This is a genomic window from Flavobacterium rarum (SeqCode), assembly GCF_965234445.1.
Taxonomy (GTDB): Bacteria; Bacteroidota; Bacteroidia; order Flavobacteriales; family Flavobacteriaceae; genus Flavobacterium; species Flavobacterium rarum.
Genome location: NZ_OZ248505.1, coordinates 173,295 through 193,368, shown reverse-complemented (window position 1 = coordinate 193,368; position 20,074 = coordinate 173,295). Strand labels below are relative to the sequence as shown.

The window sequence follows — 20,074 nt, the reverse complement described above, 5'->3', positions numbered from 1 at the left end:
TACCATTACTCCTTTGACTCAAACACCAAGTATCAACATCACCAAAGATGGTACTTATGTTGATTCTAATAATGATGGTATTACCAATATTGGAGATGTAGTTACTTATAACTTCGTAATCACTAATACAGGAAACACCACCTTAACAAACATAACAGTTACAGATAATAATGCTACAATCGCTGGAGGACCAATTACCTCTCTTGCTGTAGGCGCAACTGATTCTACTACATTCTCTGGTAGTCATGTAATCACTCAAGACGATATCAATACCGGTTATGTATACAACTTGGCAACTGCTACGGGTACAGATCCAAAAGGAAATCCTGTAACGGATACTTCTTCTGATCCTACGCCTTGTACTTCTTGTCCAATTGATCCGCAATGTCCTGATTGTACCATTACTCCTTTGACTCAAACACCAAGTATCAATATCACCAAAGATGGTACTTATGTTGATTCTAATAATGATGGTATTACCAATATTGGAGATGTAGTTACTTATAACTTCGTAATCACTAATACAGGAAACACCACCTTAACAAACATAACAGTTACAGATAATAATGCTACAATCGCTGGAGGACCAATTGCCTCTCTTGCTGTAGGCGCAACTGATTCTACTACATTCTCTGGTAGTCATGTAATCACTCAAGACGATATCAACACAGGCTATGTATACAACTTGGCAACTGCTACGGGTACAGATCCAAAAGGAAATCCTGTAACGGATACTTCTTCTGATCCTACGCCTTGTACTTCTTGTCCTGTGAACCCAGAATGTCCTGATTGTACCATTACTCCTTTGACTAAGTCACCTGGATTGACAGTTGTTAAAACTGCTACAACTGCTAGTTATAGTGTTGTTGGTGATATTATAAATTACACCATATCTGTTAAAAACACAGGTAATGTAACTTTGAGTCAAGTAGTAGTTAAAGATCCATTAACTGGCTTGAATACAACAATAGAAACTCTTATTCCTGGGGCGAGTTCAGAGTACACTCAAAGTTATACTGTAACTCAAGCGGATTTAGATAAAGGTTCTGTAACGAATGTTGCTACTGCGGATGGATTTACTCCAGATGACAAACCAATTAGTGCTTCAGATGATGAAATTGTAAACGAAAAAGCCAATACTATTGATGCAGTTGATGACAATGTTGGAACCGTTGTAGGTGTGAATCAAATTACTCCTAATGTCATTAATGTGTTTACCAATGATACTTTGAATTCAGTAGCCGTAAACCCAGCTGATGTCATTCTTACCACTGTAACATCAAATCCATACCTTGTAATGAATCCTGATGGTTCAATTGATGTTTTGGCAAATGCTCCTGTAGGTACGCTTACAATGACTTATCAAATTTGCGAAAAATTAAATACTACAAACTGTGATACTGCAATTGTAACAGTTATTATAGAAGCACCAAGTATGACTGTTTCTGGTGAATCAATATGTACAAATGATGTACCCTACTTTAAATACACTACAACTGCAAATAATTTTACGCCTGTAAATGGACTAACTATAACATGGACAGATAGCAATAATAATGTTGTAAGTACAATGACCAACTTACTTTTAAATGGGCAAGTGCTATGGCCTGGTGCTGTTGTTGATGCCAATGGAAATGGTACTGATTGGCCTGGTTGGATATTAGTAAATGGCAAATGGATAGAAGGCGCTGATGGTTTTGAAAATCTTAGACCTACTGCATCTGTAACATTAACCTTAAATCCAAGTGAAACTATAGTTGTGAGTTATCCTCCTTCAACTCCTTTTTGTACTTCACGACCTGTATTTACGATTGATGCTGTTAATGATACTGCAGGAACTGAAGACGGTTTTCAAGGAGCAACAAATGTTGTTAACGTATTTACAAATGATACTTTAAACACAGTAACTCTAAACCCTGATGATGTCAACTTGACTCTAACAATACCTGACCCAACTGGATCATTGGTATTGAATCCTGACGGTTCAGTAGATGTAAAACCAAACACTCCTACAGGAACTTATGTCTTAACCTATCAAATATGTGAAAAAGCAGATGAAGGAAATTGTGATACTGCAATAGTAACCGTTGATGTTAAATTTACATTACCTCCAGCACCACCAGTTCCTGTTTTTGCGGTGGATGATACCGCCGGACCTATAGACGGAATTAATGGAGCATCAAATATTCTAAATGTCCTTACAAATGACTTTCTAGGATTAGCTACTGCTACTTTGAGTAATGTTACTTTATCTCTTGTAACACCTGATCCAACTGGATACATGACTATGAATACTGATGGATCTATCGATATAAAAGACGGAACTCCTGCAGGAACTTATGTCTTAACATATCAAATATGCGAATTAAACAAACTACTTAATTGTGATACCGCCACAGTAACCATAACCGTTATTTGTAGTGATAAAACTAAAATTTCAGGTAATGTTTTCAACGCGGGCACAAACACACCATTGGCCAATGTACCAGTAAACTTAGTGCCACAGGGAACTACAACGGGTCCAATTCAAATCAGAATCACCAATGCTCAAGGATATTATAACTTTACAGGAATGGTTCCAGGAAGTTATTTAGTTCAGGTACAAGATGCCAATTTGAATGCAGCTTATCAATTATATCCAACTAATTCAAGTTTGTTTTTTACCACTTTAGAAAATTGTAAATATCAAACACACGATTTTGGATATGACAAATCTGATTTACCAGTATTAGGCGACTTTGTTTGGTATGATGTAAATAATAATGGTCTTCAAGATGAGTGGTTTGACGCAGACAATGATGGTTTAGTAACCAAAAACATCCCTGATGCTAATGGAACTTTTGATTACAGCAAATGGGAATGGATTGATCTTAATGGTGATGGCAGTTACAAAGGAGTATTAAATGTTGGAGAATTAAATGCTGCAGGTTTTGGAAATGCAAAATCTCCTAATTTATTTGTAACAGGTCCAAATAATTATAATGACAGTGTAATTATCGGTATTCAAGGGTTCTGGAGAAACAGACCGGCAGTTGGAGCTTTTGGAGATTACAAAGTCGAATTGAAAATGGATGCCAACTTAGAAGCACAATCCTCTGCTATGGGAGCTACAGGATTGGTAAAAGTTTTACCTAAAACAGGTAAAAACGAGAATCCTAAAAACACTGGTAAACCTACAAGTTTTGAAGTATGTGGACCTACCAATACTAATCCTCAAACGGCTACTTTGTCCGATCAAAACAAAGTTAATTTAGATATTGACTTTGGTATCAGCTGTAAAATGTATGCCAACATTCAAGCTACAAATGACACCTATAATGTTACTCAGTGTTCTATAGTTAATGACTTACGTAATGCACTCAGCAATGATTTATTGAATGGTTCTCCTGCTAGTATCAGTGCTTTCAAATTCAAATTATTGACTGTATTAGGGCAATACATCAAAATTGATGACTCTGGAAACATAACATTTGTTGATGGTGTAGCGGCAGGTCAATACACGTTTGAATATCAAGTTTGTGAAGCTGCCAATCCTACAAACTGTAGTACAGCGACAATTACATTAAATGTGGCAGGACTCGAATCCGTTACTATTTCAAGTGCAACTTGTAATGCAGATACGACCCCAGTTGATTTAAACAATTTGTTGCCACAAGGTGTTCCTACAGGTGGAACTTGGATAGATACTGAAAACACTGGTGGATTAAATGGTAACATTTTGAATGCATTTGGAATACCAATCAATACCTATAAATACGAATATAAACTTGCTGGCGACTGTCCAAGAAGCATCTTCTTGTTACTAGAAATTAATGATGATTGTAAAGTTCTTCCATGTAAAACGATTATTATACACAATGCTTTCTCTTCCAACGAAGATGGAAAAAATGATTTTTTCCAAATTGAAAACATAGAAGACAACCTTTGTTACAAAAATATTAGAGTTGAAATATACAACCGTTGGGGTGTTTTAGTTTTTGAGAAAGATAATTATAATAATGAAGGTAATGCTTTTAGAGGGCTGTCCGAAGGTAGAACAACAATTAACAAAAATGAAGGACTACCAACAGGAACCTATTTCTACATTTTAAGTTATGACACTGTAGATGGTCTTGACAAAACGCTAAAGATAAAAAAAGATGGATATTTATATCTTGTAAAATAAATCAGATTCAAAAATACTCTGAGAATGAAATTATTTCTCAGAGTATTTAATTATATTTAATATTAATACTGTAATAATCTTTTATAAACCCTCAAAATTAAGATATTATAACAATATCAAACTTAAATTAACAAATAGTAAACTATGAAATTGCCTTCAATAACTATTTGCAAAAGCAAATAAAAAGACGACAACATAAATCAACTATTTCAAATAAATTTCACCTTTATGAAAACAAAATTATTTTCAATCGTTATGATGTTTACAGCCATTGTAAGTTATGCGCAACAAGATGCCCAATATACACAATATATGTACAACACAATAAATGTAAACCCTGCCTATGCAGGATCCAGAGGTGCTTTAAGCTTTTTTGCACTTCATCGTACGCAATGGGTGGGACTTGATGGAGCCCCAATTACGAATACTATTTCGGTAAATACACCTTTCAACAACAGTAGATTGGGCTTGGGAGTTTCAATTGTAAACGATGAAATTGGTCCTTCTACATCCAATTCAATTTCAACAGATATATCCTATACCATTCCAGTTTCTGAATCATTTAAATTATCATTTGGAATAAAGGGAACTGCCAATTTATTTAGTATAGATATCAATAAATTAAATCCAAATGATCCCAATGACCCGAAAATTCAGAATGATATAAACAATGATTTTTCACCCAACATAGGAGCTGGACTTTATTTACATTCGCAAAAGGCATATTTAGGTTTTTCAATTCCTAATTTTATAGAAAACGATGCTTACAATGACAATGAAGTGGCTATTTATAAAGAAAAAATAAACTATTATTTACTTGGAGGATATGTTTTTGATTTAAGTCCTTCTATCAAATTCAAACCTGCTTTTATGACTAAACTTGTAAAAGGATCTCCTCTACAAGTAGATGTTTCGGGTAATTTTATGTTTAACGAAATGTTCACTATTGGTCTCGCTTATCGATGGAGTGCGGCAATGAGCGCAATGGTTGGTTTTCAGGTCTCGGATGGTTTATATATTGGATATGCATACGATTTTGAAACTACAGAACTTGACAATTACAATTCGGGATCACACGAGATATTTTTACGTTATGAAATCTTTAAGAAAAATAATAAAATCATAACACCTAGATTCTTTTAAAATCTACTACTAAAATTTTAATACTAAAAAAAATAATATAAAATTATTAATTGAATATTTAAAGATGTTTAATCTTAATATCAAATATCATGAAAAATCTAACAATCCTTTTCACCGTAATTTTATGTTTATTTTCATATAATAGCTGGACTCAAAATAATGCAAATTCTCTAAATCAAAAAAAAATAAATGAATTGCAAAGTAATAATCTAATAATAGCCGATAAAATATTTAATCCAAACAGAAAAGTTAAATATTATCATGTAGAAGAAATTACATCTATGAAGTTTGGAGGGTACAAAACAGTATATGATGTTTCAAATCCAAAACTAATTAGAAATTATGACTTGGGGCTCAATAACAAACGAATTGTCACTCCAGTATTTGCAGAAGGAGAGCAAGTAGAAAAAACAATTTTAAAATCGGATACTTTATTAAAAATAAAAAAAATAAGTAAATTTTCAATATCCGAAACACCAAAAAAAGTAGATTCTTATGCCTCGGTAGACATCATTAAAACGTATGAAAGAGTTTCTGAAAAAGGGTATGAATCGATAGATATGTTAAAGAAATTAGCTAATTTTTATTTTTTTAGTGATGAATTTGAAAAAGCAGAAAAAAATTATACTAAGCTATTTAATTTAACAACCGAAGTTGAGCCCGAGTATTATTATCGTTATTCAGTGGCATTAAAATCTATAGGTAAAACAGAAAAATCAAACGAATATTTAAAAAAATTCAATCAATTATCTAGTAATAATTCTAGATAAATATCCATAGTATTACAAAAAAAAGTAAAGATTCCTAAAAATTATTATTATGAAAAACAGTACAATACTTTGCCTTTCGATACTCTTCTTTTTTACTTTGAATAATTATGCACAAAAAGCTAAAGTTTCGAACGCGGACAAAAAATACGACAAATATGCGTATATCGATGCTATAAAAACATATGAAAGAGTTGTTGAAAAAGGACATAAAGAACCTAAAATGTTTGAAAATTTAGGAAATTCATATTACTTTAATTCCGAGTATGCTAAAGCGGCAAAATGGTACGAACAATTGTTTGAAATAACTACAACAGTTGATCCAGAAATCTATTATAGATATGCTCAATGTTTACGTTCCACTGGCCAAAATGACTTGGCAAATGAAATGTTAAAAAAATACAATGAAAAATCTGATAATTCAAGTAAAGGCGAACAATATATTAAAGAGGTAAATTATTTGGATAAAATAAAAGCAAATTCTGGAAGATATGCTATAAAAGATGCAGGTGTAAACTCCAAATATTCAGATTATGGAAGTTCTTTTTACAATGATAAGTTGGTATTTACTTCTTCTAGAGATACCGGAAGTTTAGGACAAAGGAAGCATACTTGGACGGATCAATATTTTACTAATTTGTACGAATCCAATTTAACAATAGACTCACTTTCTGCAGATGTTCCGAAAAAATTTTCCAAAAGTGTAAAATCAAAATTCCATGAAGCTAGTGCCATTTTTACAAAAGATGGTAATACAATGTATTTTACTAGAAATAATTTTTTAGAAGGAAAAAAAGGTAAAAACACTGAAAATGTAACCTTAATTAAATTATACAAAGCCAGTTTTGTTAAAAATGATTGGTCAAATATAACTGAATTACCCTTTAATAGCGACAACTACAGTACTGCACATCCTGCCCTTAGTGCTGATGAAAAAACATTGTATTTTGTTTCGAACATGCCAGGAACTATAGGCGAATCTGATATTTTTAAAGTTAGCATCAATAGTGATGGAAGTTTTGGAACACCTCAAAATTTAGGAAAAACAATCAATACTTCTGGAAAAGAAACTTTTCCATTTGTTACTGATGAAAATGAAATCTATTTTGCCTCCGATACCCATTCTGGGCTTGGTGGGCTCGATATTTTCGTGTCCGAAATAAAACAAGACGGAACTTTTGGAGAAGTTCAAAACGTTGGAGCTGATGTGAATTCTTCAAAAGATGATTTTGCCTATTTAATTAATACCAAAAATAGAATTGGTTTTTTCTCATCCAATAGAGATGGTGGAAATGGTTTTGATGATATCTATCAATTTAAAGAAATTAAAAGACTAGCCAAAAAATGTAAACCCGAATTGAGTGGAATTTTGACTGAATCCGAAAATGGAAAGTTAATACCTAATACTTTAATTGCAAATGCTAAAGTAACTTTATACAATGACCAACATAAAGCTTTAAATACTAAAGAATCGGATGAAAACGGTTATTTTGAATTTGATGTTGAAAGTAAAAACACATACAGTATTAGAGCTGAAAAAGAAAAATATTATACCGTTGAAAAAACAATTACTATTCCAGTAAACGATTGTAAAATTCCTTTAGATTTAACTCTAGAAAAAACGATATGTAAAGTGACCATTGGTGATGATTTAGGTACCTGTTTTGGGATCAAATGGATTTATTTTGATTTGGATAAATCAAATATCAGACCTGAAGCAGCATTGGATTTAGCAAAAATTCTTGATGTAATGACGATAAATCCAACCATGAAATTAGACATCCGATCTCATACTGATAGTCGCGCTACATTTAAATACAATGAAGCTTTATCCGAAAGAAGAGCAAAATCTACCAGAGAATGGTTGATTAAAAATGGTGTAAGCCCAGATAGATTAACTAGTAAAGGGTATGGAGAAACAAAATTATACAACAAATGTTCTGATGGCGTACAATGTACAGAAGAAGAACATCAACAAAATAGACGTAGTGAATTTATAATTACTGCTTTATGACAAAAAAAAACTACCTTACTGAGGTAGTTTTTTTTTATTGAAATTATACGTTTAAATTTTCACAAATATATTTGTATAATATTTTTTACCATTTGTTGGATTTTCTCTAATTGAAAGACCAAAGTGTGTAAAGTTACCTTCTATATTTTGTTTATGAGCTTGGCTATTCATCCAAGCATCAAAAGCACCTTTTGCACTATTATAATTATAAGCAATATTTTCGCTTACATTTTTGGCACCTAAATTTTTTATAATATTTGTTGAACGAGCTTCAAAATCATTATGGTTAACCACATTATTTGTAATCATATAATAGTCGTGCTCTTCAGATTTGTATGAAATATGATTGATTTTTTCTAAAGCATTCAAACCAATACTGACTCTATAATTGTTTATTAAAGTCATTGTTTCTAATTCAAGAGGACTATATTCATAGTTTAAAACGACAGATTGACTTGCTTCTGTTTCAACTGAACTATCATCTGAAGAACAAGAAACTATAAAACATAAAACAAAAGCAAACAAAGATGCACGAAGTAATTTCGAATACATAAGATAGTAGTTTAAGTTTAAAGTAGATTGGGGGCAAACTCCTTTATTGTTAATTAATTACGATATAAAATCTATTTATTTGTTCAAATAAACATACTTTATGTCAAACTACCAAAAAAAATCGATGAATTACATGTTTAACATTAAAAATAATATAATTATCTTATATTACGGTGCAAGGCGATTGATAGTCCACGAATAATCTTTATTTAGAGAATATCGAATTCTATCATGCAAACGATTTGGTCTTCCTTGCCAAAACTCTACTTCTAAAGGAGTTACTAAGAAACCTCCCCAATATTTTGGACGTAGTATTTCTTTTCCTTCGAAATCTTTTTCCAATTGTTTCAAACTCTCGTCTAGATATTCACGAGAAGGGACTACTTCACTTTGATTGGATACAATAGCTCCCAATTTACTTCCATCAGGACGGGAGTCAAAATAACCATCCGAATTATTTTCTGAAGTTTTTTGAGCAATTCCTTTAATTATAACTTGACGTTCCAAACTTTCCCAAAAAAATGAAAGACATACATTCGAATTATTGGCTATTGCCCTACCCTTTTCCGAATTATAATTAGTATAAAAAATAAAACCTTCTTCATTATACTTTTTCAATAAAACTACACGAGATTTTGGAAAACCGTCCAATCCAATTGTAGAAATTGTCATAGCATTTACCTCTTCATTTCCATCAAAATCTTCAACTTCATGAAACCATCTATTGAACAGATTTATCGGATCTTCCGGAATAGAGGATTCCAATAATTCACTTTTCTCGTAAGACTTTCTATAATCACTTAAATCACTCATTTTTTATCTTTTTATATAAATCTTTAAAAATCAAAACTTTTTCCATCATCCGCTAATAAAACTGAAGCAAAAATAGTTTCTGCTTCTTCCTTAAATAATTTCAAACTACTGTATCGAGTTGAATAATGACCAAGAATCAACTGTTTGACATTGGCTTTTAATGCAATTTTAGCAGCTTCTTTTGCAGTAGAATGCATTGTTTTTGTAGCCAAAGCCTCTTCTGATTCCAAAAAGGTTGATTCATGATACAAAACATCTACATTTTCAATAATTGGAATTATTGCTTCTGTATATTTTGTGTCCGAACAAAAAGCATAACTTAATGTTGGAACTGGATCAAAGGTCAATTTATGGTTTTCAATAATGCGACCATCTTCCAAAACGATATCTTTTCCGTTTTTAATATTTTGGTAATAACAAGTATCTATTTCAAAATTGAGTACAGCATTTAAATCCAGTTTTCTTTCACCAATTTTTTCTTGAAATAAAAAACCATTGGTATATACACGATGTTTTAGGGGAATTGTTTTAACAATTACTTTATCATCTTCAAAAATTGTTACACTTTCTTTAGATTCTAATTCATGAAAAATTAGTTGATAATTGGTCCAAGAATTTGAAAGTCTCAACTGTATATTAATTATTTCTTTTATTCCAATTGGTCCATAAATATGAAGATCTGAGGTACGACCTAATAACGCAAAAGTAGAAATTAAACCAATAAGTCCAAAAAAATGATCACCATGTAAGTGTGAAATAAAAACGTGGTTGATCTTTGAAAATTTCAATTTGTTTTTACGCAACTGCACTTGAGTCCCTTCACCACAATCAATCAAAAACAGTCTGTTTTTTATTTCCAAAACCTGAGAAGTGGGATTGGTTAAAGTCCGAGGGGTAGCGGCATAACAGCCTAATATGGTAAGTTTCAAATTTCTTGTTTTTATAATTGTTTAATTGGTTTAAAATTGTTTAAAACCGTTCAAAAGTTTAAGATTGTTTAAACCTCATACTCCTTAAGCAAAATTATACTCTTAAACCTAAAAACTGCTTTGAACTTTAAAAACCCAAATCTCTTTCAATTTCATCCATTTCAATCATGTCATGTGCTTCTAATAATGAAGGTACAACTATAATTGAAACTGGAACTTTGTTAAAGTCAATACTATTAACAACAAGAACAAATGATTTTTTTGCTTTTTTATGTTTTTTTGATAATTCAGAAAAAATAGTAATAGATTTTTCATCAACTGATTTGTCATGAGAAATATCTAAAATTAGATTATGCTCTTTGAAACTAGTATATTGACTGGTTACTTTTTCTAAAAAACTTACAATATTACCCTCAGTATCTTTTATGGTGGTAGTGTGTCCTTTGGTAATTACTTTCATATGCAGATAATATTTGTTTTTTAATGGAATATGGTATCTCCATTCTTCATTCCAGTTTATAATTTGGAATCATGGCGATTTCATAATACTATTTTATTGAATTTTTGAAGCCAAAAGATAGATTACGGCCATACGGATAGCAACACCATTTTCTACTTGATTTAAAATTACGGATTGTTTTGAATCGGCAACATCACTTGTAATTTCGACACCACGGTTTATAGGTCCTGGATGCATTATTACAATTTCTTTGTTAAGTGAATCCAGTAATACTTTATCCACACCATATTGTTGGGCATACTCTCGAGTTGAAGGAAAAAAATTAACATCCATTCTTTCATTTTGTACTCTTAACATATTTGCTACATCACACCATTCAAGTGCTTTACGCAAATTAGGCTCCACCGTTACTCCAAGTGATTCTATGTATTTTGGAATTAAGGTTTTTGGACCACAAACTTTTACTTCGGCACCTTGCATTTGCAACGCATAAATGTTGGAAAGTGCAACCCTAGAATGCAAAATATCTCCAACAATAACAACTTTTTTTCCATTTACATCTCCTAATTTTTCTCTGATAGAATAACTATCTAATAAGGCTTGAGTTGGGTGTTCGTGAGCTCCGTCACCTGCATTGACAATACTTGCTTTTACGTTCTTAGACAAAAAATAAGCCGCTCCAGGATTGGCGTGTCGCATAACTACCATGTCCACTTTCATAGAAAGTATATTGTTTACTGTATCTATGAGTGTTTCTCCTTTTTTTACGGAAGATTGTGCTGCTGAAAAACTGATAACATCCGCAGACAATCTTTTTTGAGCTAATTCAAAAGACAATTTTGTTCTGGTACTATTTTCGAAAAAAATATTAGCAATCGTAATATCTCGTAACGAAGGTACTTTCTTTATAGGACGATTGATGACTTCTTTAAAATGATCGGCAGTTTCAAAAATCAGGTTAATATCATTTTCATTAATGTATTTTATTCCTAATAAATGATTTACACTTAGTTCGCTCATTATTATTTAGATTTTCAGTTTTTATAATTTATAATTCGTCAGACTATTATTTAGTTGTAAAACACTAATTTGTAACTAGATAAACGCCATCTTCGCCATCTTGTTCGGCCCAACATACTTTTACTTTTTCGCCATTAATCGCGTCTACTTGACGACCACGATAATCGGGTTGAATGGGTAAATCTCTACTAAAACGTCGATCAATTAGCGCTAATAATTCAATTCCTGAAGGTCTACCAAAAGATTGAATTGCAGTTAATGCAGCACGAATACTACGTCCAGTATACAAGACATCGTCAATAAAAATAACTTTTTTGTTTTCTACTAAAAAATCAATTTTGGTTTTATTGGCTTCTAATGACTTATTTGTTCTGCGGAAATCATCTCTAAAAAAGGTGATATCCAAATAGCCTAAAGATATATTCGAAATATGATATTCGTTTTCTAACAACTCTTTCAAACGTTCTGCCAAAAATGTTCCTCTGGGTTGTATCCCAATTAAAACTGTATCCGAAAAATCAAGATGTTTTTCAATTAATTGACAAGCCAAACGGTTCAAAATGATATTGACTTCTTTTGAATTGAGTAACACTTTTTGATTCATATTCTTTAATTATTAATTTTAAAAAGACAAATTAAAATTCATTTTTTGTTTTAAAAACTTTTTCAGATAAAACATTTGAAAAGCCTTAGTTTATTTGGTCAAGCAAATATACAAATTCCGATTTAGGATTTATTCATTAGAAGCTTAGAATTATTTCTATTATTGATAAAGGAATAGAATCCAAGGGATTTTTTTTATAAAAACAATCTAGATCATTTTTTTATTATAAATGAGCCTCTATTATTACTTAGATTTATGCATAAAAAAACCCGTTATTTTTGAACAACGGGAATTTTTTTTAAACATAAAAAATCAGAAATCGTTTATGAAAAATCTAAAATTATAATGAATACATTTTTGTTCTTAATTCTTGTACTCCTTCGTTATCCAAATATTCATCAAACGTCATGTATCTGTCAATAGCACCGTTTGGTGTCAACTCAATTACTCTGTTACCCACAGTTTGAGCAAACTCATGATCGTGAGTAGTAAAAATCACCGAACCTTTATAGTTTTTTAATGAATTATTGAACGCTGTAATTGACTCCAAATCCAAGTGATTTGTTGGTTCATCCAGCATCAAGACATTAGCTCTTTCCATCATCATTCGAGACAACATACAACGTACTTTTTCTCCTCCTGACAATACGTTACAAGTTTTTAAAGCTTCTTCACCAGAGAAAATCATTTTCCCAAGAAAACTACGAATGTTTACTTCGTCACGTTCTTCTTCGGTTTTTACCCATTGACGCAACCAGTCTACTAAGGAATAATCATTTTCGAAAAAAGAATGATTATCACCAGGCAAATAGGCTTGATTGGTAGTAACTCCCCAATCATATGTTCCTGAATCGGCTATTTGGTTTCCATTTAATATTTCATAAAAAGCGGTTGTAGCACGAGAATCTTTAGAAAAAAGAACAATTTTATCGCCTTTTGCCATATTCAAATCTACTCCTTTAAACAAAGTTTCACCATCGACAGAAGCGCTTAAATCTTGTACATTTAAGATTTGATCTCCTGCTTCACGCTCTTGGTCAAAAATAATGGCTGGATAACGGCGGCTTGAAGGTTTGATCTCAGAAATATTTAATTTTGAAATCATCTTTTTACGAGAAGTAGCTTGTTTTGATTTGGCCACATTCGCAGAAAAACGACGGATAAATTCTTCTAATTCTTGTTTCTTTTCTTCGGCTTTTTTGTTTTGTTGTGCACGTTGTTTGGCCGCTAATTGGCTTGATTCATACCAGAAAGTATAATTCCCAGAATAATGATTTATTTTACTAAAATCAATATCGGATATGTGTGTACAAACCGAATCCAAAAAGTGTCTATCGTGAGAAACTACAATTACTGTATTTTCATAGTTTGCTAAGAAATTCTCTAACCAAGCAATGGTTTCAAAATCCAAATCATTGGTAGGCTCATCCATGATCAATAAATCTGGATTACCAAAAAGCGCTTGAGCCAAAAGGACTCTCACTTTGATTTTTCCTTCCAAATCTGCCATTAATGTATAATGATTGTCTTCTGTAATTCCAAGATTGGATAGCATTGAAGCAGCATCTGAATCGGCATTCCAACCATTCATCTCTTCAAATTGCACTTGCAACTCCCCTATTCTATCTGCATTTTTATCATTATAATCAAGGTAAAGCGCATCCATTTCTGTTTTTACAGCGTACAGCACTTTGTTCCCCATCATCACCGTTTCCAAAACAGTATGTTCATCAAACATATTGTGGTTTTGGTTTAAAACCGACATACGTTTTCCTGGTTCCAAATGAATATGACCCGAAGTTGGATCCATATCACCCGCAATTATTTTAAGAAAAGTTGATTTTCCAGCACCATTGGCTCCAATAACTCCATAAATATTTCCGTGTGTGAAGGTTGTATTTACTTCGTCGAACAAAATTCGTTTGCCAAACTGAACTGATAAATTATTGACTGTTAACATGAATGTCTCTTTATTAAAATTTTGTGCAAAAGTACAAAAAAATGTCTATTTTTTTTAATCTAAAATGAGAATTAGTTTATCTTCACATTTCATTAATTTTTATAAAAAAGTATCAAAAAAAGTAAGATGCAGGCGCCAATACTATTATATCAAACATCCGAAACCAATGTTAATGTTGAAGTGACTTACTTAGACGAGAGTTTTTGGCTTTCGCAAAAAGCTATTGGACAACTTTTTGGGGTTGAATCTCATACTATAACCTATCATTTAAAAGAGATTTTCAAATCGAATGAATTGGATGAAAGTTCAACTACTCGAAAAATTCGAGCAGTTCAAACCGAAGGAAAAAGAGAAGTCAGCAGAGAAATTGATTTTTACAATCTTGACGCAATTATAGCTGTAGGATACAGAGTAAATTCCAGTCAAGCCACTCAATTCAGAATTTGGGCAACCAAGACACTCAAAGAATTCATTATCAAAGGATTTGTTTTGAATGATGATATGCTAAAAAACGGTAAGGCTTTTGGTAAAGATTATTTTGAAGAATTACTGGAACGCATTAGAGAAATTCGTTCATCCGAAAGGCGCTTTTATCAAAAGATAACTGACATCTATGCACTTTCCGCAAATTATGAAAAAGAAAGTGCCACTACAAAAACATTCTTTGCAACGGTACAAAACAAACTACATTGGGCAATAACCGGAAAAACGGCGGCCGAAATTATTTATTCTGAAGCCGATGCCAGCAAACTTTACATGGGTTTATCCACATGGAAAGATGCACCAAATGGCAAAATTCAAAAAACTGATGTGAGCATTGCTAAAAACTACTTGAACGATGCACATCTTCAAGAATTAAATAGAATTGTTTCCGCTTACTTGGATTTGGCTGAGAATTATGCCAAAAGGCAAATTGTAATGGAAATGGAAAATTGGACTTTGTTTTTAAATAATTTTCTGCAACTCTCCAATTATCCAATACTGAATGATAAAGGAAAAATTTCTCATTTGGAAGCCAAAATTAAGGCGGAAATGGAGTTTGATAAATTTAGAATTATTCAGGACAGAGAATACCTTTCAGACTTTGATAAAGAGGTTTTGAAACTAACAAAATAATATATTTTAATAATTGCGACAAATGCATAAAAAAACCTGGTAACGAATTACCAGGTTAAAACTATTGTTTTAGCAGAAAAACAATAGTAATTCAAAATAAAAAAATCATATTAAAATACAAATAACCAAACTCAATCTTAACGATTACAACTTTTATTTTTGAATTGAAATTAAGCTTGAACTAACTTTTTCAAGCTATTATATACCGCTAATTCAACATCGGCATGTTCTTTTGAATTGCATTTCTCCAGTAATTCATTTAATACAGGAGCTTCAATATTTTGTTTTTTTTCTATCTTGAGTAACAATTTCTCTATTAATTCATTTAAACTTTTTGATAGTGGTAAAAGTGGTTGAACAAGCGGTGCATTTGTACTAAGAGTATTCAAATCGGTATTCATTTTTGTCCAATTGTTCAAATAGTTTATAACTGCTTTTTCGTTTTCATTTGTTTTATTGCCTAAATAGCAAGTAACAGCTTTATCAAATTCCAAAGCATCAGAAGCATCTGGAACACAAGCATCAGCAAATAAAGTAAATGGAGAGTATGTTTGATATTCTGTTCCCTCAGCATTTCTTGAATATTTTTTGATTGGTTCGCATATATTTGAAAAATCAACCAAAGCTTGACTTTTTTGATTGTTGCTAATATTTCTTAGCAACCCTTCTCTGCTTTTAATGTGATTTAGTCCCAATTCTTCCAATCTGAATGATAAAACATCCATCCTTTTGCGTAAGCTATTACTATCTGTAACACTTCCATCAGACCATAAACGTTCTGCAATAGCTACCGTTCTAGGCCAAATTCTGGAATCTATAGTTGCTGGCGTTACCAATTCTGACCACATAGTAGCTTCACCACCAAGAATTCTCGCTTTTTCTTCTTCAGTTAAAGTAACATTTTTGGGCATTGGATCTACTGTATAATGATCGTCAACACCAAAAACCAAATCAATATAATAGCCATTAGACAATACTGTTTTGTAGCCTCCTTTAACAGCATCTACAAGTGATTTTCCCGCAGGAACTCCCTCGTTGACTCCTTTCCAAGAATGAATAATGGCGTCTTTTGACATATTTTTGGTCATAATTTCTTCCCATCCCATTAGTTCTTTGTTATGCTTTTTGAGCATCGGAATTAATTGCATCGTAAAATACGTTTGCAATTCATGATTATTGGCTAAATTGTGCTTCTTCTTGAACTCTTGAATTTTAGGATTAGAGTCCCAATCTTTCCCTTCGTTTTCATCACCCCCTATGTGAAAAAATTTCCCAGGAAAGAGCGGACAAACTTCATCAAAAATTTCACTTATCAATTGATACGTTTTTGGATTAGAAGGATCTAATGTTGGAGTAAAAATTCCTGAATTTCTTTCGAGATTATAGGATTGAATTTGAGTAAATTTTTGCTCTTTTTCTCCTGAATTTACATTTAAATTAACAACTTTACTTCCAATTTCTGGATAAGCCGTGAGAATAGCAGTTCCGTGCCCTGGCATATCGATTTCGGGAACTATCAAAATCCCTCTATCAGCTGCATATTTTACAACATTTTTTATTTCTTCTTGGGTATAATATTCTCCATCAGAAGCCATTTGAATCAATTTTGGATGTTTTTTCATTTCGATTCTCCAACCTTGATCATCTACTAAATGCCAGTGAAAAACATTCATTTTCGCAGCAGCCATTCCGTCCAAATTCCTTTTTATAACATCAACTGGCATAAAATGTCTTGCAGCATCAATCATCAAACCTCTCCAAGTAAATCTTGGAAAATCGGATATTTTGGAAACAGGAAAATAAAAAGAATTACTATCATTTTGCAACAATTGCAATAAAGTTTCGAGTGCATGCAATGCTCCTAAATCAGTAGTTGCATTAATTGTAATTTTATTTTTTGTGATGTCTAATAAATAACTTTCGTCTTCATACAAGTCAATTTTACCACTACCAATACAATTAATTTGCAATTCGGCCAATGGAACCTCATTTAAACCTGTTACGAAACCTTGATTAAAAAACATTCCTGTTCTTCCATCCAATCGTCTCATAAAATGGGTTGCCCCGACAAATATTCTTGCATCAGGAGCACCAGTGATATTCACTTTAAAGTTTTTTGTCAAAACAAAACTACCTTCAGATAAAGAAATATTTTGAGGCCATGGCATTATATTCAATTGCTCTTTCGTAATTTGAGCATTAGATATAATGGTAGAAAATAAAAAAAGTATGATGTATTTCATTATAATAAAAGAAAATATATTAGTATTGCTGTCAAACAATTTAGCCGTAAACAAGCACTAAACTCAAGAATTTAAAATTCTTGAAGTTTAGCGTTGTACTAAACAATAAAAAAAAGTGGTATTTAGTACTCAAATCGTTTAAAAGCTTCAATCGCTTCATATTCGGCAAGACCTAATTTATCATACAATTTGGCTGTGCTTTTATTTCGATCCTCTGCTCTAACCCAAAATTCTCTGGAATCATTTCCTTGGAACATCACCCTGTCTTTTTGTGATTGATGGTATAAAATGGCATGTCTTTTCAATAATACTTCATCCGGACTCAACGGAACAGCCATGTCAATTTCATGGATATCCCATTCGTGCCAAGCTCCTCTATACAACCACAACCAACAATCGTTCATGAATGGTTTTGATTTTAATGCTTTCATAGCCGCAAAAATGGCATTCAAACATACTTCATGCGTACCATGTGGATCGGCAAGATCTCCTGCAGCAAATACTTGTTGTGGTTTGATACGTTCAATGATTTCTTTTACAATTGCAATATCTTCTGGACCCAATGGCTTTTTTTGAATCATTCCAGTTTCATAAAAAGGTAAATCTAGAAAATGAGTGTTTTCATCTTTCAAACCAATATATCTTGTTGCTGCATAAGACTCACGTCTTCTTATTAAGCCCTTTAATTTTCGAACTTCATCAGAATCACTTTGGCCTTGAGTTTTTGAATTTATAAAATCAATAACCGATTGGAAATTAATTCCAGACTTATCTCCATCAATGAAATCATTACATACTTCGGCAAATTTCAAGGCTTCATCATCGGTAACTGCAATATTTCCAGAAGTTTGATACACCACATGTACATCATGACCTTGCTTTATTAATTTGGCAAAAGTTCCACCCATTGAAATTACATCATCATCTGGATGTGGACTAAAAAGTATAACTCTTTTCTTTGCTGGATTGGATCGTTCGGGTCTATTAGTGTCATCGGTATTTGGTTTTCCTCCTGGCCAACCTGTAATGGTATGCTGCAAAACGTTGAACATATTGATATTCAAGTCATAAGAAGAGCTACCAGCAGCCAATAAATCTGACATTCCGTTGTTGTTGTAATCTCTATCAGTCAGTTTCAAAATAGATTGATCCGTATATTGACAAAGCCAAACAATTGCTTTATTTTTTAATTGTTCTGTCCAAATACATTCTCCTACCAACCATGGTGTTTCTAGTCTAGTCAATTCTGAAGCTGCACTATCATCTAATACAAAAGTGGTATTGTTATGGTTTTGCAAAAATGTAGCTGGAACTTCAGAGCTTATCTCACCTTGAATGGTTCTTTTGATAATGGAAGCTTTGTTTTGTCCCCATGCCATTAATACAATTCTTTTGGATCTCAGAATGGTTGAAACTCCCATGGTAATGGCTCTTTTTGGAACATTACTGATACCATTAAAATCACCAGACGCATCTACTTTTGTAATATGATCTAAAGTAATAATGCGGGTTCCAGAATTAATATGAGATCCTGGCTCATTGAAACCAACGTGTCCTGTTCGCCCAATTCCTAACAGCTGAAAATCAAGACCACCTGCATTTTTAATTTTCATTTCATAATCCACACAAAACTGATTTAGGTCTTCTATTTCAACAGTTCCATCGGGAATATTTACATTTTCCGGTCTGATATCAACGTGATTAAAAAGGTGTTGATGCATGAAGTAATGATAACTTTGATTGCTTTCCTTTGGCATTGGATAGTATTCATCTAAGTTAAAAGAAACCACATTGTCAAAACTCAAACCTTCCTCTTTGTGCATACGTACCAATTCCTGATACACTTTTATCGGAGAAGAACCTGTGGCAAGTCCCAATACGCACTTTTTATTTTTTTCTTGTTTGGAACGAATTAAATCTGCAATTTCTTGAGCGACGATTACTGAAGCATCTGTAGAGTTTTTGAAAATTACGTTGTGAATTTTTTCAAAACGAGTATCTTCAAATTGTCCAGCTGGTTTGTAACTAATGTCATTAACTAAGGTTGATGTAGTTCTCATGTTGTATATGATTATGTATTTTTTTTTAAGGAGTGACAATTTAAATTATTGTTTGCAATCCTAGTTTATTTAAGATAATTATTCATATTATCTTATTCAAATTAATTCTAGTTGTTTTGGAAACAAAACTTTCTAAATTTTGTTTTATATGTAAATTTTATTTTTAATAAAAATAAAAGAAATTTCGATAGTAATAAGCTCTTAAAACAAAGTAAATATACTTTACAA

At 32.1% G+C, this 20,074-nt stretch carries 14 protein-coding genes; 5 read left to right on the top strand and 9 right to left on the bottom strand.

Annotated features, from left to right (window positions below; translation table 11 throughout):
- From AC8GF4_RS16895 to AC8GF4_RS16880, 4 genes are all read left to right on the top strand, one after another.
- A partial coding sequence (locus tag AC8GF4_RS16895) for a CLIPPER-2 domain-containing protein (protein ID WP_506596351.1) occupies positions 1-4,165 on the top strand: 4,165 nt, incomplete at its 5' end.
- A 228-nt stretch (positions 4,166-4,393) separates the two neighbouring features.
- Complete coding sequence (locus AC8GF4_RS16890; protein WP_506596349.1) at positions 4,394-5,308, top strand: PorP/SprF family type IX secretion system membrane protein; 915 nt, start codon at positions 4,394-4,396, stop codon at positions 5,306-5,308.
- An 89-nt stretch (positions 5,309-5,397) separates the two neighbouring features.
- Complete coding sequence (locus AC8GF4_RS16885) at positions 5,398-6,078, top strand: tetratricopeptide repeat protein (protein WP_506596347.1); 681 nt, start codon at positions 5,398-5,400, stop codon at positions 6,076-6,078.
- A gap of 49 nt (positions 6,079-6,127) precedes the next feature.
- Positions 6,128-8,089: an OmpA family protein gene (locus AC8GF4_RS16880; protein ID WP_506596345.1), complete on the top strand. Its 1,962-nt coding sequence runs from the start codon at positions 6,128-6,130 to the stop codon at positions 8,087-8,089.
- Positions 8,090-8,140: 51 nt separating this feature from the next.
- Here the strand turns inward: AC8GF4_RS16880 and AC8GF4_RS16875 are convergent, their stop codons facing one another.
- The 7 genes from AC8GF4_RS16875 to AC8GF4_RS16845 form a co-directional block, all read right to left on the bottom strand.
- Positions 8,141-8,641 (bottom strand): CAP domain-containing protein, encoded by a 501-nt coding sequence (locus tag AC8GF4_RS16875; RefSeq protein ID WP_506596343.1) that lies wholly within the window; start codon positions 8,639-8,641, stop codon positions 8,141-8,143.
- A 168-nt stretch (positions 8,642-8,809) separates the two neighbouring features.
- Positions 8,810-9,454, bottom strand: coding sequence for a pyridoxamine 5'-phosphate oxidase (gene pdxH, locus AC8GF4_RS16870; RefSeq protein ID WP_506596341.1), 645 nt, complete (start codon positions 9,452-9,454; stop codon positions 8,810-8,812).
- Positions 9,455-9,477: 23 nt separating this feature from the next.
- Entirely contained in the window at positions 9,478-10,383 is a 906-nt protein-coding gene (locus AC8GF4_RS16865; protein WP_506596340.1) for a ribonuclease Z, read from the bottom strand.
- A gap of 127 nt (positions 10,384-10,510) precedes the next feature.
- Entirely contained in the window at positions 10,511-10,843 is a 333-nt protein-coding gene (locus AC8GF4_RS16860; protein WP_506596338.1) for a ribonuclease Z, read from the bottom strand.
- 93 nt (positions 10,844-10,936) lie between these two features.
- Entirely contained in the window at positions 10,937-11,863 is a 927-nt protein-coding gene (locus AC8GF4_RS16855; protein WP_506596336.1) for an aspartate carbamoyltransferase catalytic subunit, read from the bottom strand.
- A 64-nt stretch (positions 11,864-11,927) separates the two neighbouring features.
- Positions 11,928-12,467 (bottom strand): bifunctional pyr operon transcriptional regulator/uracil phosphoribosyltransferase PyrR, encoded by a 540-nt coding sequence (gene pyrR / locus AC8GF4_RS16850; RefSeq protein ID WP_506596334.1) that lies wholly within the window; start codon positions 12,465-12,467, stop codon positions 11,928-11,930.
- 340 nt (positions 12,468-12,807) lie between these two features.
- Positions 12,808-14,427 carry an ABC-F family ATP-binding cassette domain-containing protein gene (locus AC8GF4_RS16845; RefSeq protein ID WP_506596332.1) on the bottom strand — a complete coding sequence of 540 codons (1,620 nt, stop codon included), beginning with the start codon at positions 14,425-14,427 and terminating at the stop codon, positions 12,808-12,810.
- Positions 14,428-14,553: 126 nt separating this feature from the next.
- Here AC8GF4_RS16845 and AC8GF4_RS16840 point away from each other — a divergent pair, with 126 nt between their 5' ends.
- Entirely contained in the window at positions 14,554-15,543 is a 990-nt protein-coding gene (locus AC8GF4_RS16840; RefSeq protein WP_506596330.1) for a virulence RhuM family protein, read from the top strand.
- 170 nt (positions 15,544-15,713) lie between these two features.
- On the opposite strand, the gene AC8GF4_RS16835 is transcribed toward AC8GF4_RS16840, so the two are convergent.
- Positions 15,714-17,786 carry a beta-N-acetylhexosaminidase gene (locus AC8GF4_RS16835; RefSeq protein WP_506596329.1) on the bottom strand — a complete coding sequence of 691 codons (2,073 nt, stop codon included), beginning with the start codon at positions 17,784-17,786 and terminating at the stop codon, positions 15,714-15,716.
- Positions 17,787-17,908: 122 nt separating this feature from the next.
- Complete coding sequence (gene nagB, locus AC8GF4_RS16830; protein WP_506596326.1) at positions 17,909-19,846, bottom strand: glucosamine-6-phosphate deaminase; 1,938 nt, start codon at positions 19,844-19,846, stop codon at positions 17,909-17,911.
- Positions 19,847-20,074 lie beyond the last annotated feature (228 nt).